Consider the following 24,331-nt stretch of genomic DNA (forward strand, 5'->3'; position numbering starts at 1 on the left):
CCCGCACCCTGCTCCTTGTCCTCTTCTACGACCGAAAACCAAATCATGGCGCATATCTTCAACGAGTGCCAGAATTACGGCTTTGAAATTCTCGATGATGGCATTTATAACAACAACGGCGTGAAACTGGGGCAAGTCGGATGCACTAACGGTAACTGGTGGGTGAAGAGGCGTTATTCAGTCCAGCAGCAGTATTCTAACTCGGTGCTTGATGCTGTGCGCTCATTGTCGATGGTGGACGTGTCTACTGATGGTAAATCGATTTTTGAGGAATATTTTTTAGACCAACCCTTAGAACAGCTAACTGGCAATAAATTGCAACGGCTGCTGGAGAGAACAGAGTTAGTCACAGCGTAGTCTTGGGCTTCGCCTGGGAAAAGGCTTTTGGGGTTGGGGAAAAGGTAAATTTCTTCATTCCTTTCCCCTTTGCCCTTTCCCCCTTTCCCTAATTATTTATTCACCAATCCCCCATTAAATCTATGAAACCTACAATATCAATCCCTCAACACTGGGGCTACCCTCGCTTTGCTTTGGAACAACGCACAAAACAGGGCATCATTTTAGGGCTTCAGTACTACCCGAATAGTACTGAATTGGCTGAACAATTCGGTGGTGGCTGGCGCTATGCTCTGATGCCTAATAAAAATTCTGATGAAATATCTTACTTGCAAGAGAATCAAATTCAGCCGCTTTCCCCACAGGAATTATTCTCAGAAATTACCGCAGAGATTGAGTTTTATCAACAGCAAATAGTAATTCTGCAACAACAATTAGCCATAGTCACCGGAGGTTTTACAAATGCCTAAGACGGTTGACAACAGCTTTGACCGTAGAGCCAATCATTTGCTGCGTTCGATTCGGCTTTGCGGGGGTTGTGTACCTCTGCACCGTTTGCAATTTTAATTCTCCGATTCAGTAATTCAAACACTACTAGATAAAGAACTGGTGCAAGTACAGAACACGGGGCGCGGTTTTTTGTTGGAGATTGCCGAGGATTTTTAGGTTATTAATCCCAGGGGAGAAAATTATGATTGATAATATTAACGCACTTCAAACAAGTTGGTATCTTTCCCCACCTTGGCGTGGAACAATTCCACCCGTTGAGGTGAATTTACTGGAGAGAGTTTACCTGCGAACCACGAAAACATTTGGCTATTGCTGCGGTATGCAATGGAGGCATGAGTGCTGGATTTATTCAATTGATTGCCGTAATGAAATACTCCACGCCACACAAAACCAAATCATTGGGACTGGAGAGTTAGAAAGCATCACTGTGCAAAAACCTGCTTTTGTTCTGGGCGAAAGAGTAATCCTCTGTTCTCACGACAAGGGAACAAAACAACGGCTGATTTTAGGGATTGGGCTGGTGAATAATTCTTGGTTTTACCTTGTTGAATTGATGTCGCCAACCTTAACTCAATCACGGGCTATATCGAATCGTTTCTCACTGGTTGGTGAAAAAAGTTTGGTGCGGGTAAATGTTTAAGCAGTTTTGAAGGAGACGATTATGATATCTAACTTGATAAGTCATCAAAGCAATCATAACAGCAGCCCATTTAACACAATTCGTCACCTAGATGACAACGGCAATGAACACTGGCTAGCTAGAGAATTGATGGAACTGCTTGGTTATAAAAAGTGGGAGCGTTTTGTAGATACTATCGACCGAGCCAAAATTGGCTGTCAAAACACTGGAGTGTCAGTACAAAATCACTTTACCGACGCTGGGCTTTATACCAGAGGTGTACCCAATGACTATCATCTTTCCCGTTATGCTTGTTATTTGGTAGCGATGAACGGCGACCCCAGAAAACCAGAGATAGCAGCAGCCCAGAGTTACTTTGCTGTCAAAACCCATGAAGCAGAAACCCGCGCATCATACCAGTCCAAATCAACCGTAGCTCACGAAGCTGCACAGTTAGCCCTGCTGGTGGGTGAGTTCGCCGGATTAGAAAAGTCCCTCACCGCGCAGTTAGCCATTAACGCTGCCACCAAAGTTAATCCCGCACTTAAACCAGCAGCCGATGAACTCAAGTCAGCGATCGCAATTACCAACGTCAGTGATGACGCATACCTCAAACCTACAGATATTGGCGAGAAAGTTGGAATGAGTGCGGTAGCAGTGAATAACTGGTTGGTTCATGCTGGCTTGCAATACAGAACACTGGACAAGAAAATCCCATATCGTCCAACCGACTCAGGTAAGCAATGGGGGCGAATGGTTTCAGCAATGGCCAAAGGTTCAAATCAGACTGTCTTTCAGCTACGGTGGTTGCCAAGCATTACACAATTGTTTAATGAACGCAACTGAGGTGAAACAGTGGAAGAACAGATTGATGAAACTGGTAAAGAAATCAGCCTTGCCTACAGATTTTATCAAGGTTATGGCTATTTTCTCTCTTCAACCGTCGCCCAATGGCTAGGTGTTGAGTCTCTAAGAGACTGGCAGTACAAAACGATACTAGATATGCTTGCAGTCGATTTAATTAGCGATGCCATCCACGAGAAAGAAAACGAACAAGGCAGGCGGTACCTTTCATACTTCATGCTACACGGCACTTACTCAGGTAGACAAACAGTTTTTGGGCATGATGTAGATGTAGCCCAGATAGAAACGGTGTTAGTCATGATTAACCTGCAAAAAACAATTGCTCCTCATTTTATTCCAGAGTTTGAGGTACAACTATGACATGTTTTCAAGCATTTTCTTCTTCCAAATGAACGATAGCTTCATTGCAAGCGAGACGGACAGTCACAGTTTTGTTACCAGTTTTCACTCGTATGGTGTCACCGTCACCTACGCTTACAAGTGTAGCGGTAAGATTGTTGGCAAATATCGGTAAAGACATTTGAGCTACAAGCAGAACACTAATTGCAACAAAGGGAATTTTCTGAAGCATCTGTACTAATAATCACTATATAATACTTATGATGCCCAGACAACTAATTAAAAGTAGCTAATAAAACCAGTAACTTGAGATTAATAACCCAAATTGTTAGTTAACTTGGGGCTGCTCTTTTATCGTCATACACTAACATTGACTAAATCAACATCAGCAAGCCATATTGTTCTGCTTTGGGCAGACACTTCTTCTAAAATTGGAGAGCGCCACTCTACCCCATAAAGCCAATTATCTTTAAGGCTAAAAATTCCTTGAATAATACGGCGTGTCGGTTGTTCACCGAAATCAACCTCAACTATATCCCCCAATTTAAAAGCTGGAGTAAAAACAGTGGACTTTTCTAGTCGATTTGTTCTATGAAATTCTTGTTCAGCTAAGTAGAGAGTTTCATTCTGGCAAACAATTGCATAAATCCATTCCTGTTTTTCCCACAAAACACCACAGCAGTAGCCTGACAAGTCTGAGATTGGCAACAAAACTTTTTCTAACATTTTCACTGCTAAGGGAGGCATGGACTGACCCCATTCAGGAGAAATATGCCAACAGGATTCTAAGGCGGTAATTTGGTTAATCATCTGGGAATGTAGTTCTCTTTTTTATACATACACTCACTTGCATCAGTCTGATCCGGAATATAATTCAAAATAAATATAGAAGTGATTGACTGATATCTGATGCTTATTAGCAGATGTCCCTAATAGAGATGATCCATCCCTAACCTCTAAGTATTGAAAAATAAAGAAAAGAATGACTGAATATTTAACTGGTAAAAAAACAGCTATAGAGCAACTAAATGAATGGATTGAATTTTTTCATACTCATGGTTTTCTTGTAATTGACAATGTGTTGACACCTGAACAATGTGAGCTTCTAAAGAATGATTTAGATGAAACTCTCAAAAAAATTGAAGGTGAAAATTATCACGAGTCAAAAAAAATGATGATGAAGCGAATGTTCGAGCATTCAAAGCAAAATCTAAATCTTTTTGCTTTAGAACCCATAGTTACATTTGCAGAACATTTAATTGGTGGAGCAAATGGAATAGGTCACTCAATACAAGATGGTGTTCCCAACGCTAATATAATTCATGTTATCCACAATAACTCATTTAAGATTCCTCCAAACACTGATGGTTTGGCTAAAAATGCTTGGCATCAAGACGATACACCGCACGTAATTTCCCTTGATGGGGAACCCTTAACCAATATTCGCCTGAATGTTCTAGCATTCACAGTAAATTATTACTTGACAGATGTACTATCTGAAAGAAATGGGCCAACTCAGGTGATTCCAGGATCTCATCTATTTGGCAAGTTCTGCAATGGTGATATTTCTGGATATGAAGACCGGGTTTATAACTGCTTGGGAGCAATGGGTTCTGCTGTTTGTTTTAATAATCAGGTATGGCATAGAGGGTCTAGAAATTCGTCCTCTATAACTCGCTACATTACGCAGATTACCTATGCAAAAAGACTGGTTGGGCATAAGTACGAACCCTTTATGAATTATCAAATGCCTAGTCACTGCTATGAAGAAGCAGACCAGAGATTGAAGCAACTCTTAGGATTTCTTCCCAACGGCGCTTATGGTTAATCTGATGATTATGAGGCTCTAAATTCAAACTAAAACTTAGCTTTTATTTAGAGATAAAAGGGCAAAAGGCGCTAGTTATTGGTTGTGGCTTAGGAGATGATGCCAAACAACCAACATTGCTATCGCAGTGGTGGGGAGAGCAAAATGGCCCCTTTTACAGATTTGTTGGTACGGGAGTAATGCCAGAATTGTCTAATTGCAATAACGTTACTCCCCAAGAAGTAGTCAAAGTTTCACAGTCGATTCGATACTTGAATTAATCGATTATGGCTTTGGAGTGATTGGATTGACAGTAGTAAAGTAAATACATTTGTATTGATTAGGGTGCAACTTTTTCTTTAAACTGTTTCCCCGCAGAAAACGCAGGCACTTTGGTCGCTGGAATTGTCATTGGCTCATTGGTTTTCGGATTACGCCCTTCGCGCTCTGAGCGATCGCGCCGCTCGAATGACCCAAATCCGACGAGCGTTACCTTCTCTCCATTCGCTACAGCCTCGGTAACAACTGACAAAAAAGCACTGATTACTTCATCGGCTTGCTTTTTTGTGATGTTGGCTTTGGCTGCTACAGCATCCACTAATTCGCCTTTGTTCATAAATCACCCTGAAGCATTTTTCAAATATCCCCGTGTTAGGTGTGCTGCTGATTGGGTTATTGATTCAAAGCCTGAACCGCAAGGCAGAAACTACTCCCCTAGTTTGGACAGTGCTGCTTTTTCTACTTACCTTTGTGAGTTTAGGATTAGTTGTTTTTCCCTATATTATCCCCCCAGGCATCACCATTTATCAGGCAGCCGCAGCACCTAGCGCATTAGTGTTCATGATAATCTTCATTGGATTTCTTATTCCCATTATGTTGTTCTACAACATCTACAATTACAATTACATTGTGTTTCGAGGGAAAGTGGCAGGCACACATTATGGACAATAGGTGATACCAAAATTGAGAAATGATTCGTTTCCCTTCAGGACTGCGATACTTGATTTTAAGCCATACAAACAATGGATTTAGACGACCCTAAGTTTGGATGAATACGAATTCATATCTGACATAATTTGCACTTTTTCTGTACATAATCAGATAGTATCAAGTATGACGCTTTGTCTTTTGACAGATATTAATGAGTTATTTAGCATTCTTAGGTGCGTATATTTGAATTTAGCTTGTATGGCCGACGGACAAAATAAGCGAAAGAAATTAAAACTGCTATCCATCGGTATCGCACCGCATGATGCTTTATTATCGATTGGCATCTCCCCTCATGGGTTAATTTCGATTGGCGCTATTCCCCACGGGTTGATTTCAATTGGACTAGTACCAATGGGCGTGGTGTCTATTGGATTAGTTTCAATGGGGTTATTTAGTGCCGGAATGATCTCAATGGGACTGATAGCCTTTGGGAGAGTTAATATGAGTTTGATGCAACTCAATCCAATTGGGATACAGCAAAAGCAACCTAGAACAGAGATGAATCCTCACCATAATATGGCTCACTAGAAAATGAGAGATGAGACATTGGAAAGAGCCAATAAAATTTGTGATGACTAATTGTAAGCACGAATACTGTTTGTAAATTAATTACTCCGCGCAAGTAAATTGGCCAGATGTATGATATTCTTGATTTATAGGGAATCTAAACCACTTCAAGCACAAAGGATCTCCAAGCACTTGCGCTGTAGTGATGAAGCCAAATCTCATAAGTTCATCAAACTATTGATGAACTTATGATCTTGCTCCACAAGTATCTGGAGGATTGTAGAAGTAGCTGATCGGTAGCAGTTCCTAAGTTCGGGGGGGCTTTGCTCTGCTTGCAGTTCATCAATTACTTTTGGGATAAACCCCTTATTCATTTTTTTATTTTCATAAATAAATTTAGTTGCTCTGAGACCCTTTTAGCAGAGGGAAAAATTATTTTTGCAAGAAAGCAGAGGGGCAGAGGAGAAAAATGATTTTCGGTACAAGCTATGCCCCTTGTAGGCGGAATCTTCTCTTATTGGAGTAGGTTCATACTCTGCATATTGTAGGCGGTCAACATCCCCTCTGTCTCTTGTTGACTTTCTTCAGCATAGCTGCTTTTCTTCGTTTATACTACTTTTAGTAGACAATATGAACGTAATTTATATCATCTTGAAATAATAGTGTCAAAAGACAATCTGTCAAACCATAATTATGTTTAAAATATTTTTATAGAATTTTATCTAAAAACTTGTAAGACAGTCTGTCAGAGACTTCTATTGAATTATTGTGTTATGTTTATCGATAGAAATGCTAGTGAATTAAAGAGTATTTATTAAAATTTTTGTCAGATAATTATTTTTACAATTGCTATTAAAAAGTTTCAATAAATACAGAATATGAGTCAATATTTTTAGTTAAATATGGAATATAAAGAGCAAGAGTTAAAGAACCTCTTCATCTAAATAATGAAGCTTCGAGACTGAAAAGCTTTGTTATTTATAGAGTCTAATTCTTAATCATTAAGTCCATCCAACAATTACAGAAAATTGTGGGGTAGAGTTTCGTGATTTTTGACTCATTCAATATTTAGACCTATCAAAATTGCCTGATGGCAATAGATTTGGAGGATACACTATGAGTTTTCTCTCAGATACAGTGATGCTTTCGCGCATCCAATTTGCTGTCACCAGCATTTTTCACATGTTTTGGCCTATCCTCACAATTGGGATGTCTTGGTATTTGGTGGTCATGGAAATACTATGGCTAAAAACGAAAAATCCTGACTACTATCGCCATGCACGTTTTTGGTCAAAAATCTACATTCTCAATTTTGGACTTGGTGTTGCTTCAGGCGTAGCGATTGAATTTGAATTCGGCGCAAACTGGGCACCATTTTCTTTAGCTGTTGGTGACTTTTTAGGCAGTATTTTAGGCTTTGAAGGCACGATGGCATTTATGCTAGAGGCTGCTTTCCTCGGCATTATGATACATGGTTGGAATCGGGTGCCACCGCTTATGCACTTGCTAGCAACTATGTTTGTGGCAATTGGTGCTACTCTTTCATCTTTCTGGATTATTGTTGCCAATTCATGGATGCAAACACCAGCAGGTGGGGAAATGGTGAATGGTAAATTTTTGGTTCGTAGTTACCTAGAAGCCATTTTTAACCCAGCAGCTTTGAATAGCTGGTTTCACATGGTATTGGCTATTCTCGAAACCGCCTTGTTTGTAATTGGTGGTATCAGTGCTTGGTATATTCTCAACAAGCGCCATCAAGCATTTTTCAGCAAATCTTTCAAAACAGCGATCGCTCTGGCTATTCTCATCACTCCACTACAAATTCTTGTTGGTCACTTCAGTGGTGAACAAGTATACCACAACCAACCTACCAAATTAGCTGCGATCGAAGCTTTGTGGGAAACTGTACCCGCAGGTGAGTCTGCACCTTGGAATATTTTGGTTGCACCGAATGTCAAAGAGGGTAAGAACAACTGGACACTCAGCGTACCAGGTGGTTTAAGCAGGGTTTTGGAAATGAAGCCCAAGCTTTCCGAACCTGTACTTGGTTTAAATGAGTGGAGACCTCAAGACCGACCCCATGCGGTTTCCCTAATATTTTATACTTTCCGCATCATGGCAGGTATTGGCTTCCTTCTCGTGGGTTTGATGGGAGTAAGTGTCATCCAATGGTTACGGGGTAAGCTATCTGTAGAAAATATTACCGAACAACCCTGGTTGCTGCGTGCTTGGATATTGGCTGCACCTTTAGGATATCTTGCTGTGGAATGTGGCTGGATGGTGCGAGAAGTTGGCAGACAACCTTGGATTGTTTACGGACAAATCCGTACTGCTGATGCTGTTTCTAATGTACCAGCAAGCAATGTTCTAGTTTCACTAATTGCCTACACCAGCATCTACTTGCTGTTATTCGCCAGCGCTTTATACTTTGGTAGCCGTATTGTCCGCCAAGGGCCAAATTTAGAACTACCATTGCCCAATCATGCTTTCCTACAGGACAGCAAGACAGAAAACATTACCGCAACACAACCGGAGATTTCATGGAAGCCATAAATACTACTCTACCACTACTCTGGTTTGGACTTGTTGCCTTGTTCCTCACCTTGTATCTAATCACAGATGGCTTTGATTTAGGTGTGGGGATTCTGACTCTGACTGCTGCTAACGAAGAACGACGCGGGATAATTATCAATACCTTAAGCAGTGTTTGGGATGCCAATGAAACTTGGTTGGTATGTACGGGAGGTTTGTTGTATGGTGCTTTTCCCCTCGCCTACGCTACTATTGTCAACCCCTTGTACATCCCCATTACTCTAATGGTGATTGGGTTTATCTTCCGCGCTGTATCCTTTGAATTCCGTGAACATTCTATCAACAAAACCTATTGGAACTGGGGTTTTGGTGGTGGTAGTTTGCTAGTCGCTTTGTCTCAAGGATTAATCTTAGGTGGCGTGATTGCCGGCATTAAAGTTGATGAGGCGGGAAACTTTATTGGTGGTACTTGGGATTGGTGGAATTTACCATCAATATTAGTGGCATTAACTGTAGTGCAAGGCTATGTTTTAATCGGTTCTACTTACCTCATTACTAAGACAGAAGGTGAGTTAAAACGATATCACTACATCACTGCAAAATTTAGCACTATTACCACATTTGTTGGTGCGTTGGCATTGACAATTGCGGCACCAATGTTCTACGAACCAATCCGTACTAAGATATTCCATCAACCAGAGGTATTGATTTTTGAAGCGATTCCCTTTGTGGCAACGGGTGCAATGGCACTACTGATGAATAGTATCAATCGCCGTGAAGAAAAGATGCCTTTTATTTGGACAATTGTGGTTTTCTTAATCACTATTCTGTCCTTGGCTTTTGTGGTGTTTCCTTACATCATTCCCTTCCAAGTCACAATTTATCAGGCTTCCTCTTCCCTTAGCGCCCAAACCTTCATGATTGCTTTTATCGGGTTTTTCGTCCCGATTATTTTGTTCTACAATGTCTATCTTTACTGGGTGTTTCAAGGTAAAGTGGTCAGCCCCCATTACGGAGACTAGAGGGTTGCTATTTAGAGACTTCCAATATTGACACTCTCCTGACTGCAAAAATGAGCGATCGCTACATTTTATAGTCAGGAGATTCTTACTTCAACGAGTCCACTTAGTACAGTATTTCACAAGTTTTTAACGAATTAATTTCAGATAAACTCTGCGTTACTCTGCGCTAAATCCGCGTCTCTCTGCAAACATAAAACCCTACAAATTTGGGTTTTTATATTTGCAGCTACCCACAGCTAAATTGAAGCTTAATAATTTATTTCCAGGCTTCCTCTGAGTGTTTATCGTAATCATTGTAAGCATTCACCAGACCATTGAGAACTTCAGCTGTAGTTTCAAAAAGAGCCTGAGCCTTTGGCTCTTCGATTTTGCTAATATCTTCACGCAAGTGTGCTATCAGATCGTTCAACTGACCTTTGATTTTCGCTGTATGGTAGTGTGGATCGGTTTTGGCTAGGTTTTGTTGGGTTGTCATGAGCTTACTCCTGGTACAGAAAAGAATAATTTCTATTCTGCTCAATTGTAACAATACTTTCGCTAATTATAAGATGAGTGTATGTACGTAAATACTTATACCGAACCAAAATTATTCGATTCTCTCCTTGAAGTTAGATAAAGCACATCATTCGTCCTCTTCTGGGGGTAGTCGGCGATCGCATCACGGTATTAATAAAGATTTGTCCTGGACACTCTAAGAGACTGCGATAGTGTCAATTGAATTAACTGACTCACTGAAAAGTCTGCTTAAAGAAATAGAGTTTAAATCATTCATCTCCTCATATACAGTTAAGATAGTCTGTCTATCTCCATAAATTAATATCTTATTTTCTCAGAATCATTATGGCTTTTAATCTATACATAACTGTCTATCAATAGCTAGTTTTATGCCTAAAACTTCAATGTCTATTCAGACTATTGTTCTAAATCTTACTATTATCAATTAAAGTTTTTGTTAGGATTTTTAAGTCAAGGAACTCAAAGATTTTTTATTCTCAGAATACAAAACCTTAAAGAATATTCCTTGATATCAGCTATTGTCATTTGCCAAATTAGTGTAAATCTAGCTAGAGCCAGAGAGAGATTTTTATTCGTCTTTGCGTTCGTGCTGTTAGTAGCAAGGACTGTACTTATTGAGATGCACGCTACTCAGATTAAAGATTTTGGCTATTGTTTAGGAACGTGGATTAAATAAAATGCAAAACCTCATCTTGTCTTTAGCCTCCCTCTCCAATACATCGGAGAGGGATTGAGGGTGAGGTAATGTATGTTATTTAATTCTTATTCCTTACTTAGAGAAAATTTTGGCTAATAAATAGTGCTAACAAATAATTTGGCAAAGGACACCGCACCTTCTAAATTCTAAATCTTGACTCTTTTGTATTAATCTTCAGTACGAGGAAAGGCATGAAAAATACTCAAGCAAAAATCAACCAACCACTCAACGAAACAGCTTGCAAGCATAACCAAAATAAACTGGGTGGCAATAAAAAAGTAACTTGCACAAAACCACCACAACCAGGAAAAAACCAAGGAGGCTGTCCTTTAGAGGGAGCGATGGTTTCTGTCAGAGGTATTACTGATGTTGTTCATTTGGTACATGGTGCCATTGCTTGTACTCATAATCCTTGGGTGACTCGTGGTAGCCTCTCATCAGGCTCTCAATTATACGAAACTGCTTTTACCACTGATTTAGGTGAAAGTAATATCATTTTTGGTGGTGGAAAGAAACTGTACCAAGCTATTCTTGATGTTGCTCAACGCTATAATCCTGCGGCTGTTTTTGTCTACGCTACTTGTATTACCGCTTTGATTGGTGATGATATCGATAGTGTCTGTAAACTGGCTGCACAGAAAATTGATATTCCGGTTATCTATGTAAATGCGCCTGGATTTCTTGGGAGTAAAAATTTAGGTAATCGCATCGGCAATCAGGCTTTATTGAAATATGTAATCGGAACATTAGAGCCAGAATTTACCACCCCTTTCGATATCAATATTATTGGTGAGTACAACGTTGCTGGTGATTTGTGGAATGTTTTACCACTGTTCAAGAGATTGGGTATACGCGTTCTCTCTAAAATTACGGGTGATGCACGCTATAAAGAAGTTTGCTATGCTCATCGTGCCAAGTTGAATGTAGTCATTTGCTCAAATTTAGTGCTGCCAATGGCGCAAACAATGCAAGAACTTTATGGAATTCCTTATATTGAAGAATCTTTCTTCGGTGTGGAAAATTTAAACCATTGCTTGCGAAATATTGCCGCAACATTAGGAGATAAATATCTTCAAGAACGTACAGAATTGTTGATAATAGAAGAAAACGCAGCCCTAGATATTGCCCTAGCTCCCTACCGTGCCCAGTTGAAAGGTAAGCGGATTATTCTTGCTAGTGGTGGTGTAAAAAATTGGTCGTTTATTTTAGCAGCCAAAGATTTGGGAATGGAAGTGATTGCTACCACCAGCGCCAAGACTACAGAAGAGGAGAAAGCCAAAATTAAACAATTGCTTGGTGAAGATGGCATTGTTTTGGCCGATGGAACTCCCCCGGCATTACTACAGGTACTCAAGGATACAAAAGCTGATGTGTTGATTGCTGGATCTGGCAATCAATATACAGCGTTAAAAGCACAAATTCCTTTTTTGGATGTTAACCATGAACGCCATCATGCCTACGCTGGTTATGTAGGGCTGGTAGAACTGGCACGAAAATTGCATGAAGCTTTGTATAGTCCTGTGTGGCAGCAAGTCAGCAAACCTGCTCCTTGGGATGAAGAAATCTAAAAATGATGTCGTTTAACCGAGCTTTTTTACCAAAAACTGAAATTTTGCTCATTTTTTGGTAAAGGCATAATTTGTCGGGATATGGTGTTCATTTTGTAGAGTTATAGGCTTTTTCTCCTCGTTCGCGGCGGCGATAGAGTAATTCCAACTGTCCTCCATATTCCTGAAACAACGCTATTTGCCGGCTATAAAGTCCACGAAAGGAGTTGGCGAAAAACAATGTAAAGATAGCAACTATTAATCCAGATGCTGTAGACACCAAAGCTTCACTGATCCCACTTGTAACGTTTGCGGTTTTCGTACCTCCTACATCCCCAATATTCAAAGAAGCAAAGGAATTAATTAACCCTAAGACTGTACCAAGTAGACCGAATAGTGGTGCTAAACCAATGATGGTGTCAAAAATATTTTGAAACCGTTTGAGTATGGGGATCTCAGCTTGTGCTTCACTTTCTAAAGCTAAACGAAATTCTTCTGGAGTTGGTTCTTCTAATTCCAACGCTGCTAAAAAAAACCGTGCGAGGGGTAAATCAATATTTTGTCGGAGTTTATCTATTGCACCCACTACATTCTCTAACTGGTAGAGTTTTAATACCTCTTTAATTACACGACTTTGACGGCTATTAATTCTCACCCAAAACTTAACACGTTCAATAATTAACGCCACCGCCAATATAGAAAATACCAATAGCGGCCACATAACTACGCCGCCAGCAGTAAACAGATTTTTAATTCCCATCTAAAAATACGGCGCAGAGACTCCTGTGACATCACCTCAGCGATGTTACGGTAGAGAAAGGCCGTCCTCCGATAAAGTTTACAGTTAAATGATTCCCGCTCAAATCGCTAATAATAGGAGAAATATAGCTATCAAGATCCGATAGATGCTTGATTTTATAGTTTTAGAATCAATCGGCGTTTGTAGCGGAACAATATTCCTTCTGCCTCGAACTGTTGTAATGTACGTGTGACAGTAACTCTTGACATATTCAAAACCTCAGCTATTTGCTGATGTGTAGTATAAAATTCAATAAGTTTTCCCTGTTCTACATCACGACCAAACTTTTTGCTTAACCATAATAAAAACTGCCATAATCGTGAGCTAATAGGTTTAGTATGAACAATGGTTAAAAGTTTTTCAACTTCCTGAATGGGGGACACAAAAGCATCTATATCTTGATGCCAAAGCTGAGGCGGCAAGACACTTGTTTCTACATTTGTGAGACATTGAATTTGGTATGGTTTGACGCTCGACAAAGGATAACCAACTAAATCTCCATAACTCCAATAACCCAAAGTAATTAGTGTTCCGTTTTCAGTCAAAGTCAGGTTCCGCACTATACCTTTTTCGATACGCCACAGTATATCATTGCGTGTAGGAATGATTTCATGACGCATGAATAGCCTGGTAGTTTTACTTTTTTCTAATGCTGATTGATAGACCACATTTGGGGAATAAATCATGGGAGGCAATATTATGAGAATGAGTAAAAATATTAAATTCTTTGAGCCTCTTTTACTAAGTAGGTAAATAAATCATCAAGAACTCGATTGGCTGATAGATAGCTGCCAGCCAGCCAACAAAATTCATCAACTATATGAATTTTCCCCGGCTTGGCAATATTAAGCTTTGACCACAAAGGTTCTGCCATTAGTTGATGGAGAGCGTTGTTTGACTCTGATGCATCTTTGAAGCCATAGCGCAAGAGAAATAGGACATCTGCATCTATCTGGCTAAGTACCTCTGGAAATACACTGTAGCCAACAGGGCTACCCTCTTTCTTTTTAGTTCCTTTTGCATCCAGATTTTGGGAAGGAGGACGGATTAGACCAGCATCCTCTAAAATCACTCCAGAGAATGAACTCTTGGTTGTCGCGTGAATTAGCTTTGGCGCGAGGCGCACAACGGAAACTTGAGTCTTTTTGAGTCGGGAACCCATCTTTTCTTTGAAGTCGGCTATGCGTGCGTTATATTTATCGATTACAAGTTTTGCTGTCTCGGTTTGACCCAAAGCGTTTGCCGTCGGCATAAACGACTCTTTCCAGTCTCCACTGTTTGGCATCTTAACCAGAACGGTGGGTGCAATATGGGACAATAAACTGTAGTTGTCCCGGTTCTCATCAACCGTGCCTAAGATTAAGTCTGGTTTAAGGGTCATAATCTTCTCTAGGTTCGTTGGCGCAAAAGCCGCACCAATGTCTTTAATACCAAGCTGCTTATTATCTAACCCTAGCCCCTGGAGGGTTAAAGCCAGACCTGGAGCGCCCACCAGCTTGACCCCTAGAGCCAGAGGTATTTGCACGAGCCATCGTTGGATGACAACGACTCGTTGAGGATGGACGGGAACTAGGGTTTGACCCATTGCGTGTTGGACTAGGTGGACTTCTACAGCCGAGGTTTGATTTGAGGAAACGAGGCTGATATCGCGCTTTGGTAATTGGGGATTAAAGAAGCTGCAAGCAGAAACCACTAGGAGAGTGAGCAGCACAATCAAGTAGAATTTAAGGTTAGGCATATTGACAAGGTGAACAAGATAGAGGTTGTGGTAGATTGATTGTGCATTAGCTTTGACAACAGCGATCGCACTTATATCTGTACAGAAGAAAAACTGAACTTAAAAATGTGTTTCTTTGAGTTCAACTCCCTTCGCCATAGAGCTTCTTTCCTCAAAACTTCCAACTCACTGTCCCCTGCACTGTAAATGGATCTTCAGGATAAACAAAGTTGATATCTCTAGGAGTGAAGTACTGAACATTGAACAGATTCTTGAAGTTGAGCGCGAGGCCAAGGTGGCCTTTCTGGTAGTAGACAGCTGCATCAGTACGTACATAACTGGGTACACTAAATGCGTTGTTCAAATCTCCCTGCCGTTCGCCCACATAAAACAAACCCAAGCCAAACCCTAATCCTTGCAGGTTACTCTTGGAAAAAGTATAAGTTGTCCATAAACTCGCGCTATTGAAAGGAACATTCGGCAGTCGATTGCCAAGAGCATATACATTGTCCTTTGTCACCTGTGCATCCGTATAAGCATAGGAGGCGATCGCATTCCACCCTGGCAATATCTCACCCGTAACATGGAGTTCAATACCTCGGCTACGTTGCTCTCCCGTTTGGACATTAAATGTGAGATTATTCGGATCAGGGGTCAAAACATTGGATAAAGTCAGTTGATACAAAGCAAGGGTTGAAGATAGCCTACCACTGAGGAAATCACCCTTGACTCCAACTTCATATTGAGTGCCAGTACTGGGTTTAAATAAACTACCCCCAAAGGTGGCTCCAAGATTTTGAGAGAAGGATTGACTGTAGCTAGCATAGAGTGAGATGGGTTGGATTGGTTGATAGACAAGACCTACACGAGGACTAAATGCCTGATCAGGTTGACTATTATTGAGACTTGAATTTAAAAAGTTGGTAACTTTATTCTCGACAAAATCTCCTCGTCCGCCGAAGACCAACTTCAGGTTAGGAGCAAGGGTTACTAAATCTTGAATGTAAAGACCGATCTGATTGTTTGTAGTTTTTCGATTCAGTCTAGAAGTAACAGCACCAATGGGCTGACCATAGACGGGGTTAAATAGATCAATAGAACCAATAGCACTCATAGTCCGATTGAAGATATTGAGTTCTCTGTATAAATCAAAGCCTGCGACTAATTCATGCTGAAGACTGCCAGTTTTAAATTTACCTATAAAATGGGTGTCTACAGCATACTCATTATCTACACCTGGCCCTAGATCGGTTTGCCTTGAGCGTCTCAGAGTTCGACCATCGGGTTGTAAAGCCACAGAATTGGCACTATTTGTGATAAAGCCGACAAACCTAACCTTAAAAGCATTCACCAATGACCAATTATCATTAAAGCGATGTTCAAAGTTATAGCCCAAGAGAACAGAGCTGCGATCGTTTTTGGCACCTACATCCAATGTGTTCCGATTAAGCGGAATTTTTCCATTTGGGTTAGGCAAAACAGTTCCTAAAGCAGGTAGCCCAGTTCTGTGGTATCCCTGATCCTGGTATCGTACCTCTGCTTCAAAGGTCACTTTTGTCTTGGGATCTATTTGCCAACTAATAACCGGCGCAAGTAGATAACGCTTTGAGTTAAAAAAGTCAACAAAGCTATCTGAATTGAAGTAAGAAAGATTTAAACGATAAAGGAGCGTTTTGTCAGAATTAATCGGCCCAGAAATATCTACGGTCGGTTGATACAAATTATAACTACCGAAAGTCATACTGGCAGCAAAGTAAGGGTCACTCAGTGGCTGCTTAGTAACATAGTTAATCGTGCCACCTGGATTACCTTGACCATAAAGGACAGAGGCAGGCCCCCTCAAAACCTCTATCTTTTCAATATTGGCGAGTTGAGTTTGTCCTGATGTAGCTCCTGCTGTATAATCTTTAAGACCGTTGTGAAGGATATTGGTCGTTTGAAAACCCCTAATTGTGAAGACATCACCATTACTCGGTGAATTGAAAGCCTGGATAACACCGACGCTTCTTAAGGCATCAATAGCGTTAGCGGCTCCTTGAGCCTCCCAACTCTGCCGGGGAACCACTTGAATCGATTGAGGAATGTCGCGTACTGGTGTTGGTGTTTTTGTAGCTGTACTCGCGTCAGGAATGTTATAGCCTCCTTCAGCCTCCCCAATCACCTGTAACTCAATGGGTGGTTGTTGCTCTGGTGTTGGTGTTGGCTGCTGTGACGTGGATGCACTACTTGTCACCCCAAACACCAAACCTTCATCACTATCAAATAACTCCACCACAGGCGCACCCGTTTCACCAACTACTGTCACTAACACGGTGTTAGTATCTGCATTGGCTACTGTAATTAGTTCAATTCCGGCTACTGGCTTGGATTGTTGAAAACTCTGCCCATTCACCAATTGCAACTGAGCATTGGGTATATTTACTATGTAGGAATTACCTTCAGTTTTCCCAGAAACGGACAATTTATCAGAATTGGACGTAACTAAAATTAAATCTATGCCTTTATCAGTGTTATTCACCTTCACATCTGTGACTGACACAACAGGAGTTGTTGTTTGACTTATTTGAGAAACAGAGTTCTGATTCCTGGGTGTTCTTAATAAATATACGGCACTACTCTTGCCAAATTGCAATTCGCTGAGGCTAGGAATCTCTGTAGTTGCTTCGATTGCGGTAGTTAAATTTTTTTGCGATGATAACTGCTGTTCACTAGTATTAATATTTGGGATTTCTTGATCTAAAATTGGTATGGCGTAGACAGGTATCGACTTGCCGATAGACATCGCTAAACAAGAACTAGAAAGCAAAAAACTGTGCAAAAAAAAGCTAAATTGTTTTTGTAAATACACTTCTCAAATCCTCACACCTAATTGAATTACGCAAGCAATTATTAACTACTTAAGTAGGTAAGCGAGAATAAACCTGCGCTATATGTTAGAAACGTAAATATGGCTGAAACCCTTACAAATGACAAATGACGACCCCCGCCTTACTACCCCTTTACTAAGTAGGTAAATAAATCATCAAGAACTCGATTAACTGATAGATAGCTACCACAGAGCCAACAATATTCATCAACTATGTGAATTTTGCCCCGCCTGACAACATTCAGCTTTGACCATAGAGGTTCTGCCATTAGTTGATGGAGAACGCTGTTTGACTCTGATACATCTTTGAAGCCATGAAGCAAGATAAATAGGACATCTCCATCTATCTGGCTGAGTACTTCTGGAGATACACGATAGTTAACAGGGCTACCCCCTTTCTTCCTAGTGCCGATTTCATCCAGATTTTGCGAGGGAGGACGGATTAGACCGGCATCCTCTAAAATCACTCCAGAGAATGAACTTTTGGTTGTCGCCCTAATTAACCTTGTTGTGAGTTGCACAACGGAAACTTGAGTCTTTTTGAGTCGGGAACCCATTTTTTCTTTGAACTCGCTTAAACGTGCGTGATATTTGTCGATTACACGTTTTGCTGTCTCGGTTTTCCCTAGAGCGTTTGCTGCCGATATAAACGGCTCTTTCCAGTCTGCACTGTTTCGCATCTTAACCAAAACGGTAGGTGCAATGTGAGATAGTAGATTGTAATTGTCCCGGTTTTCATCAATTGTCCCCAAGATCAAGTCTGGTTTAAGGGTCATAATCTTCTCTAGGTTGGTCGGCGAAAAAGGTGCGCCAATGTCTTCAATACCCAGGTGTTGATAGTCTGACCCTAGCCCCTGAAGAGTTAAACTCGGACTTGGAGCGCCCACCAGCTTGACCCCTAGAGCTAGAGGTATTTGGACGAGAAATTCTTGGATGACAACGACTCGTTGAGGATGGACGGGAACTAGAGTTTGACCCATTGCGTGTTGGACTAGATGGACTTCTACAGGCGATCTTTGATTTGAGGAAACGAGGCTGATGTCGCGCTTTGGTAGTTGGGGATTAAAGAAGCTGCAAGCAGAAACTACTAGGAGCGTCAGTAGCACAATGAAATAAAAGTTAAACTGAGGCATATTGACAAAGTGAACAAGATAGAGGTTGTAGTAGAGTGATTGTGGTTAAGTGCGTTAGCGTCAGCTTTGACGACAGTCATCGCGTCAGCTTTGAGGACAGCGATCGCAAACTGCTTAAAGCACAAGCGTGTCATTCCACTATTGCCTTGTCACAACTCCAACGAAATTGTGCCTTGTAGCGTTAATGGTTCACCATAAAAAACGCGATTCCGACCGTAGGAAGAATCGAAGTACTCAACGTCAAAGAGATTTTTGACACCGAGTGCGGCTCGGAAGCGATCGCGTTTGTAGAATATGGAAGCATCGGTGCGTACATAGCTGGGGAAGGAATAACTGTTTGCCAAATCTCCCTGCCGTTCTCCAACATAGAACAAGCCCAAACCAAACCCCAATCCCTTGAAAGTACTGGATTGAATTTCATAAGAAGTCCATAAACCAACAGTGTGTTGTGGTGCGTTGTTCAGTTGGTTGCCAACGGGAAATACTCTATCTTGATCAATACGGGCATCAATAAAAGCATAGCCAGCAGCAATGTTCAATTTTTTTGCGATGATAGCTTCTGTTGATTAGCGTTATTATTTGGAATCTGTTGACCTAAAACTGGTACAGTAATCGCTAAACAAGAACCAGACAGCAAAAAACTGTGCCAAAAAAAGCTAAATTGTTTTTGCAAATACACTCCTCAAACCCTCACACCCAATTGAATTACGCAAGCGATTACAAACTGCTTGAACCACAAGTATTTCCGCTTTTCAAGCGTGCCATTCATGAATGACTTTAAATATTTGCGATGACTTCCCCAATCTTGCTGATGTCATAGCCACCGAGAACCTCTAATTGCGATCGCACTAGCCGATGTCCCAAGATATTGAGAAACTGCTGTACTGGTGATTGTTCTAAGTATTCTTTGAGAATTACCAAGTCGTATCGCGCTTGATGTAGGGGAATAAATCCCAACCCAAAGGCAGCAGCTATAGATGCTGTACTGATCCCTGCATCAGCGATTCCTGAAGCTACAGATAAGGCAACATCTTGATGGTTGTGGGCGATATGGTCTAATCCTTTCACATTCTGGAATGGCACTCGTTCTTCTTGGAGTTTCCGTTCTAAAAGCATCCGACTGCCAGAACCTACTTGCTGGGTAACAATAGTTGCGCCAAATTCTACTAAGTCGGAAACTGTTTTAACTCCCATTGGGTTTCCTGGTGGGACTAACAAACCTTCTTCCCAAACTCCAAGGGTAATCAAAACGAAATTCTTACCTGTTGCGGCTTCCCGCACAAAGGGAATATTATGTTCCCCAGTTTTGGGATCATATAAGTGCATCCCGGCAATGTGAACTTCACCTCGGCACAGACTACGCAATGCTGCCTTGCTGTGGGCGAAACGATAATAAACTCGCAGTTTTGGATGCCAGGATTCAGTTGCTCTTGCCAAGAGGGAAAGCACAGGTGTACAACCAGCAATCACAACTGTATTTTGCAGTTTATCTATATCATCTAGCAGCCTCACCAGGACTTTCTGGCTTGTTGCTTCACCCTGTAAGTGATGCTCTTTCCTCTCTACGAGACGCTGCGCTAACGCTGGGCGATCGCTGACGCTAATAACAGGTTGCTGATTTACTGCAACCATCTCACCCTCCGGGTTCGACAGTTTGCTTATGCCTCTTAACCCGTCCACCGCAACCATCTCACCATCAGATGGAATCATTTCGATGCGAAAAGCATCATTCCCAACCAAGGGATAAGCTATCCATTGATCCCCAACCCGCGCTATACTAACTCGCGATCGCTCTTGGTTAGAGGCTGATTCGGCAACAATGGCCTCAATTTCAGGTAAATCCCCCTCTAGCCAGAATAACTCTTCAACTGTGCAGCCAAGTGCTTTAGCTAAACACAGGGAAACGGTAACTGAAGGAGCATATTGTCCCGATTCCAAACCACCAATAGTCTGACGGGTGACACCTGCTATATTAGCCAATTCTTGCTGGCTCATGCCCAAGCGAGTTCTAATTGACTTCAGGTTGTTGCAAAGATTCACGTCCGGTTTCATGAGGTTGTATGTATCTCTCCGTTAAAAAAAGGCCGCAGATGACAAACTTAACCTGCCAGGGCAATAGCAAGGTTTTGTAGTGTTTGCCGTTTTTGTTGGCAAACATGTTGATGTTTTGAGAATTTTGCTGATTTTTAGCAAGCATATCATACACATCGCCAAGATATTTAACATTGAGAAATGCGATTTAGCGTCGGCGCAGCCCAAATTAGGCATCGTTTTTTGATCATTTGCTAACCAAGTTGGTCATCACCAAGAGAAAATTCTCAAATCCGAATGGCACGCTTATAAGGCGCAAACCCTTAATATGGCTGGATGAGAGGGTGTAGGGGTTGCACGGTCAAGAATCAAGAACTTAATCAGAATACTGATGCGGCTAGATGATTTAAATCATCAGGTTCTCATGACAAATGAGTGGCTTAGTACAGCATTTCATTAATTTGTAGCGAATAAATTTGGCAAACCTCTGTGTCCCTCTGCGCTAACCTTCCCTACGAGACGCTCCGCGAATGCGTCCCTCTGCGTTTAAAAACGATACGATTTTACGCAAAGCTGTACTTAGGAACGAATCACCGAATTTTAGACTTTGGATTTTGGATTAAAGGTTGAACGCCAGTTTTAGTTTTTAGCCTCAAATGAATTTGTGTCACGCAGAGGCGCAGAGAGTAAGGGATTTCTAACTATATCGCCTGGGGAGCAGGAGGAGCAGGGGAGGAAGAATATAATGATCATCTTCGCTCTGAAAATTGAATAATTTATTTTCTGGAAGTCCCTAAACCCGAAAGTTTCTACCAACTCGTAGACAAACTGTGTCCAGACATAACCAAGCTGGAGATGTTCGCACGCGAGTCTAGGGATGGCTGGGATTGTTGGGGAGATCAGGCGGATCTGTTTGATCAGCTTGGTGCAGAAATTAATACTGATACTTCATTGAGTGCTTAATTAACGCTAATTTCGGCACTCAAAACTTGCTGAACTTTGAAAATCAAATATCAAACAATTCTAATTTTCTGACGGTGTGTCATCTGCTGTTTGATAAATAGAACGCAATTCATCAACAGTATCTGCTGTTTCTATTGCTGACAAGATTGATTCCAGCAATCTGAAATCTTCAAGAAGCTCAATTTCAGGTAATAAATTTTGTCCAGGTGTTCCAAATTTGAGTTTTAATCCCAAAGCTATGCCTTTTAATAAAGATTCTATTCGAGCAATTCTCTCAAAACTAGTAACGTACTGCATACGCAGTTGTGCCTCCAATTGTTCGACTTCTCTTTTAAACTCTAGTTCTAAATCCAATGGTAACGTTAGCATCCAATCAATAAAAGCCAAAAGGTTAACAACAGCCTCGCGTTCAAACCCTTGCTCATACAACCGACGCACTAAATTCAGTTTTGATTGTTTCCTTTGCGACCTATTACTGCGGGTTTGCACTGCTGCCAAGTGAGCCATTACCACCGTAGCAAAGGGGTTACGACTGGCTTCTAGCTCCGACAACCTTTGTTTATAGTCTAGCAGCTTGATTACAGGAAACTGAAAATCAACCGTACAACCAAACAAATCGTACCCAAACTGCGATGGTCGCCAGTTGATGTTGTCATCCCCCAGTATCGCGCATGATGCAACAGAGCGATCGTAACGGTCAAAAATTCGATAGTTGTAGACAAACATCCGTTTAGGAAAATCGGTTTCCTCTTGACTTTGGATTTCTATATGAATCAACAGCCAAGATTCTTCGCCCCCAATGCGATAGATTTTCACCAATTTATCAATTAGCCGTTTTCCTAATTCAGCATCACGAACTACTTGTTGTAACTCTTGATCTAGAAACTCGAAACCTCTACTCCAATCAATGTGAGCATGGGCTTGAGGAAAAAAGAATTGCATGAAGTCTTCAAAATACAACTGCAACATCTGCTTCCACGGGGAATCATATTCCGTAAGAGGTGTTTTATTTGTCATACTCAATTGTTCAATTTCAAATTAATAAGAGAGAAGTAATCATGCCAACAAATATAGAATGGGCAGACTTAACAGATAATATCATCCGTGCCAAGGGAGGCGGTTGGTGGTGTCAAAAAATCTCAGAGGGGTGTAAAAATTGCTATAGCGAAAAGCTGAATCAAAATTCTTTCTTTGGTGGGAATAAGCAACCCTACTCTGGGCAACCACCAGAGCTAGTGTTAGATACAGAAGCTATTCGGAAATGGGGGTTCCAAAGGAAACCTAAGAAGCATTTCGTTTCTTCAATGACTGATGTTTTTGGTGAATGGATTCCACGTTCTTGGCAACATGAAATGTTAGATGGAATGTTCGTAGCGCCAAAGCAGATATTCCAAATCCTCACTAAGCGCCCAGAAGTTATGTTGTCATCTATAAATGAATGGCTCTCTAATCATGGGCTAGAGGAATTACCTTCTAATATTTGGGTTGGAACTTCGATTGAGAATCGCCGCACTTTAGAAGAACGTAGTCAATTTCTTACTAAAATTCCGGCTTTAATTCGGTTTTGGTCAGTTGAACCATTACTAGAAGATTTGGGCGATATCACTCAATACTTGAATGACGTTCAGTTAGTAATTGTTGGTGGTGAATCTGGCCCAAATTCCAGACCATGCCACATTGAATGGATTAATTCAATTGTCCAACAATGCCAGTCAGCCAAAACACCCGTATTTGTGAAGCAGTTGGGGGCGAATGCAATATTTGGGGGACAGCGATTTAAAACCCGCCACAAGAAGGGAGGAGACATTGAAGAGTTTCCCGAATATCTGCAAGTTAGACAATTTCCGTTTGATGCGTGAATAAAGCAAAACCCCCGCCTGTAGCGCAGTGCGGGGGAAAACCAAACCATTTGAGGTCTATAGATATGAGTTTAACAGAAAAAATGCAAAGTGATGGCTCTAGCTACGGTAGAAGAAAACGCCATATTTATATCGATAGTAAGCTGGATGATCTACCACTAACAATGGAGGCATTTCGAGTTTACTCTCACCTGTGCCGTCGAGCCGGTTGTGATAATAACGCCTTCCCTTCATACAAATCTATCGGTGAAGCCTGTTTTCGTGGTTCTTTCCCTGCTTCCTCAACTGAAACTTTAAGGCAAAAAGCGATCGCAGCAGTCAGTGAATTGGTTTCGTGGAACTTAATCACTAAAACGCCCAAAACCAAGTCTAATGGTTCAGTATCTTCTAACCTATATCAACTCACAGATATTGACGACTGGTTTATTTCTCCTACTAAACAATCAAGTTTAATCAGAGGAAAAAATAGCGGTAGTAGTGGAGGAATACTAGGGGTGGTATTGGGGGGATACCAGGGTAGTAATGGGGGAATACCAGGGGTAGTAGTCGGGGAAGACCAGGGTAGTAGTGGGGGAATACCCAAAGTATATCCAGTTAAAGATTAGGGACTTCCAAAGAATAAATTAATCAACAAAAACCAAGAATCCAATTTTAAACAATAATGATAATCATTTTAA

Annotated in this window: 25 protein-coding genes and 2 pseudogenes; 15 read left to right on the plus strand and 12 right to left on the minus strand. The window is 41.1% G+C overall.

All coding sequences use genetic code 11. The annotated features are described in order from the left end of the window. From CDG77_RS25335 to CDG77_RS25355, 5 genes and pseudogenes are all read left to right on the plus strand, one after another. Positions 1–357, plus strand: a pseudogene (locus CDG77_RS25335) (hypothetical protein); the annotation flags it as partial. Between the two features lie 122 nt (positions 358–479). Further along, the gene (locus tag CDG77_RS25340; protein ID WP_094332101.1) at positions 480–806 is read left to right on the plus strand and encodes a hypothetical protein; all 327 of its coding nucleotides are present in this window, start codon (positions 480–482) and stop codon (positions 804–806) included. Between the two features lie 221 nt (positions 807–1,027). Next, the gene (locus CDG77_RS25345) at positions 1,028–1,486 is read left to right on the plus strand and encodes a DUF1392 domain-containing protein (protein WP_094332102.1); all 459 of its coding nucleotides are present in this window, start codon (positions 1,028–1,030) and stop codon (positions 1,484–1,486) included. Between the two features lie 21 nt (positions 1,487–1,507). Then, a complete protein-coding gene (locus tag CDG77_RS25350) occupies positions 1,508–2,311 on the plus strand; it encodes a BRO family protein (protein ID WP_094332103.1) in 804 nt (267 codons plus the stop codon). A 9-nt stretch (positions 2,312–2,320) separates the two neighbouring features. Then, the gene (locus CDG77_RS25355) at positions 2,321–2,689 is read left to right on the plus strand and encodes a hypothetical protein (RefSeq protein WP_094332104.1); all 369 of its coding nucleotides are present in this window, start codon (positions 2,321–2,323) and stop codon (positions 2,687–2,689) included. 7 nt (positions 2,690–2,696) lie between these two features. Here the strand turns inward: CDG77_RS25355 and CDG77_RS37935 are convergent, their stop codons facing one another. Together CDG77_RS37935 and CDG77_RS25365 are read right to left on the minus strand one after the other, a co-directional pair. Further along, a complete protein-coding gene (locus CDG77_RS37935; protein WP_223269974.1) occupies positions 2,697–2,900 on the minus strand; it encodes a thermonuclease family protein in 204 nt (67 codons plus the stop codon). Positions 2,901–3,025: 125 nt separating this feature from the next. Beyond that, positions 3,026–3,478 (minus strand): DUF1392 family protein, encoded by a 453-nt coding sequence (locus CDG77_RS25365; RefSeq protein ID WP_094332105.1) that lies wholly within the window; start codon positions 3,476–3,478, stop codon positions 3,026–3,028. 172 nt (positions 3,479–3,650) lie between these two features. Here CDG77_RS25365 and CDG77_RS25370 point away from each other — a divergent pair, with 172 nt between their 5' ends. After that, on the plus strand, positions 3,651–4,496 hold the full coding sequence (locus tag CDG77_RS25370) for a phytanoyl-CoA dioxygenase family protein (RefSeq protein WP_094332106.1): 846 nt from the start codon (positions 3,651–3,653) through the stop codon (positions 4,494–4,496). A 319-nt stretch (positions 4,497–4,815) separates the two neighbouring features. Here CDG77_RS25370 and CDG77_RS25375 read toward each other — a convergent pair whose 3' ends face one another. Next, positions 4,816–5,091, minus strand: coding sequence for an HU family DNA-binding protein (locus CDG77_RS25375; protein ID WP_094332107.1), 276 nt, complete (start codon positions 5,089–5,091; stop codon positions 4,816–4,818). 17 nt (positions 5,092–5,108) lie between these two features. Between CDG77_RS25375 and CDG77_RS25380 the strand changes: the two are divergent. The 4 genes and pseudogenes from CDG77_RS25380 to cydB form a co-directional block, all read left to right on the plus strand. Then, positions 5,109–5,426 (plus strand): annotated as a pseudogene (locus tag CDG77_RS25380) (cytochrome d ubiquinol oxidase subunit II); the annotation flags it as partial. 162 nt (positions 5,427–5,588) lie between these two features. Further along, positions 5,589–5,993 carry a hypothetical protein gene (locus CDG77_RS25385; protein ID WP_223269975.1) on the plus strand — a complete coding sequence of 135 codons (405 nt, stop codon included), beginning with the start codon at positions 5,589–5,591 and terminating at the stop codon, positions 5,991–5,993. A gap of 1,095 nt (positions 5,994–7,088) precedes the next feature. Then, positions 7,089–8,525, plus strand: a complete 1,437-nt coding sequence (locus tag CDG77_RS25390; RefSeq protein ID WP_094332109.1) for a cytochrome ubiquinol oxidase subunit I — start codon at positions 7,089–7,091, stop codon at positions 8,523–8,525. Then, positions 8,513–9,526: a cytochrome d ubiquinol oxidase subunit II gene (gene cydB, locus CDG77_RS25395; protein ID WP_094332110.1), complete on the plus strand. Its 1,014-nt coding sequence runs from the start codon at positions 8,513–8,515 to the stop codon at positions 9,524–9,526. The genes CDG77_RS25390 and cydB overlap by 13 nt, the downstream gene beginning before the upstream one ends. Before the next feature lie 256 nt (positions 9,527–9,782). Here cydB and CDG77_RS25400 read toward each other — a convergent pair whose 3' ends face one another. Then, complete coding sequence (locus CDG77_RS25400; RefSeq protein ID WP_094332111.1) at positions 9,783–10,001, minus strand: hypothetical protein; 219 nt, start codon at positions 9,999–10,001, stop codon at positions 9,783–9,785. Positions 10,002–10,930: 929 nt separating this feature from the next. On the opposite strand from CDG77_RS25400, the gene nifE reads away from it, so the two are divergent. Further along, a complete protein-coding gene (nifE, locus tag CDG77_RS25405) occupies positions 10,931–12,307 on the plus strand; it encodes a nitrogenase iron-molybdenum cofactor biosynthesis protein NifE (protein WP_094332112.1) in 1,377 nt (458 codons plus the stop codon). A gap of 88 nt (positions 12,308–12,395) precedes the next feature. Here the strand turns inward: nifE and CDG77_RS25410 are convergent, their stop codons facing one another. The 5 genes from CDG77_RS25410 to CDG77_RS25430 form a co-directional block, all read right to left on the minus strand. Next, positions 12,396–13,046 carry a MotA/TolQ/ExbB proton channel family protein gene (locus CDG77_RS25410; protein WP_094332113.1) on the minus strand — a complete coding sequence of 217 codons (651 nt, stop codon included), beginning with the start codon at positions 13,044–13,046 and terminating at the stop codon, positions 12,396–12,398. A 155-nt stretch (positions 13,047–13,201) separates the two neighbouring features. Beyond that, positions 13,202–13,771 carry a Crp/Fnr family transcriptional regulator gene (locus tag CDG77_RS25415; protein WP_094332114.1) on the minus strand — a complete coding sequence of 190 codons (570 nt, stop codon included), beginning with the start codon at positions 13,769–13,771 and terminating at the stop codon, positions 13,202–13,204. 32 nt (positions 13,772–13,803) lie between these two features. Beyond that, positions 13,804–14,823, minus strand: coding sequence for an ABC transporter substrate-binding protein (locus CDG77_RS25420; protein ID WP_094332115.1), 1,020 nt, complete (start codon positions 14,821–14,823; stop codon positions 13,804–13,806). Between the two features lie 151 nt (positions 14,824–14,974). Then, positions 14,975–17,584 carry a TonB-dependent siderophore receptor gene (locus CDG77_RS25425; RefSeq protein ID WP_143857090.1) on the minus strand — a complete coding sequence of 870 codons (2,610 nt, stop codon included), beginning with the start codon at positions 17,582–17,584 and terminating at the stop codon, positions 14,975–14,977. A gap of 209 nt (positions 17,585–17,793) precedes the next feature. After that, the gene (locus CDG77_RS25430; protein WP_094332117.1) at positions 17,794–18,801 is read right to left on the minus strand and encodes an ABC transporter substrate-binding protein; all 1,008 of its coding nucleotides are present in this window, start codon (positions 18,799–18,801) and stop codon (positions 17,794–17,796) included. A gap of 41 nt (positions 18,802–18,842) precedes the next feature. On the opposite strand from CDG77_RS25430, the gene CDG77_RS37940 reads away from it, so the two are divergent. After that, positions 18,843–18,980: a hypothetical protein gene (locus tag CDG77_RS37940; protein ID WP_223269976.1), complete on the plus strand. Its 138-nt coding sequence runs from the start codon at positions 18,843–18,845 to the stop codon at positions 18,978–18,980. Here CDG77_RS37940 and CDG77_RS25435 read toward each other — a convergent pair. After that, entirely contained in the window at positions 18,951–19,340 is a 390-nt protein-coding gene (locus tag CDG77_RS25435; protein WP_317615935.1) for a TonB-dependent receptor domain-containing protein, read from the minus strand. The two genes, CDG77_RS37940 and CDG77_RS25435, sit on opposite strands and share 30 nt — an antisense overlap. A gap of 238 nt (positions 19,341–19,578) precedes the next feature. Further along, positions 19,579–20,853 carry a substrate-binding domain-containing protein gene (locus CDG77_RS25440; protein WP_094332119.1) on the minus strand — a complete coding sequence of 425 codons (1,275 nt, stop codon included), beginning with the start codon at positions 20,851–20,853 and terminating at the stop codon, positions 19,579–19,581. A 762-nt stretch (positions 20,854–21,615) separates the two neighbouring features. Here CDG77_RS25440 and CDG77_RS25445 point away from each other — a divergent pair. Then, positions 21,616–21,795, plus strand: a complete 180-nt coding sequence (locus tag CDG77_RS25445) for an MT-A70 family methyltransferase (RefSeq protein WP_223269977.1) — start codon at positions 21,616–21,618, stop codon at positions 21,793–21,795. 60 nt (positions 21,796–21,855) lie between these two features. On the opposite strand, the gene CDG77_RS25450 is transcribed toward CDG77_RS25445, so the two are convergent. Then, entirely contained in the window at positions 21,856–22,812 is a 957-nt protein-coding gene (locus CDG77_RS25450) for a cytosolic protein (RefSeq protein WP_094332120.1), read from the minus strand. 41 nt (positions 22,813–22,853) lie between these two features. Between CDG77_RS25450 and CDG77_RS25455 the strand changes: the two genes are divergently transcribed. Further along, the gene (locus CDG77_RS25455) at positions 22,854–23,654 is read left to right on the plus strand and encodes a DUF5131 family protein (protein WP_094332121.1); all 801 of its coding nucleotides are present in this window, start codon (positions 22,854–22,856) and stop codon (positions 23,652–23,654) included. 65 nt (positions 23,655–23,719) lie between these two features. Then, complete coding sequence (locus CDG77_RS25460) at positions 23,720–24,259, plus strand: hypothetical protein (protein WP_094332122.1); 540 nt, start codon at positions 23,720–23,722, stop codon at positions 24,257–24,259. Positions 24,260–24,331 lie beyond the last annotated feature (72 nt).

The sequence above is a fragment of the Nostoc sp. 'Peltigera membranacea cyanobiont' 213 genome, assembly GCF_002245975.1.
Lineage (GTDB): Bacteria > Cyanobacteriota > Cyanobacteriia > Cyanobacteriales > Nostocaceae > Nostoc.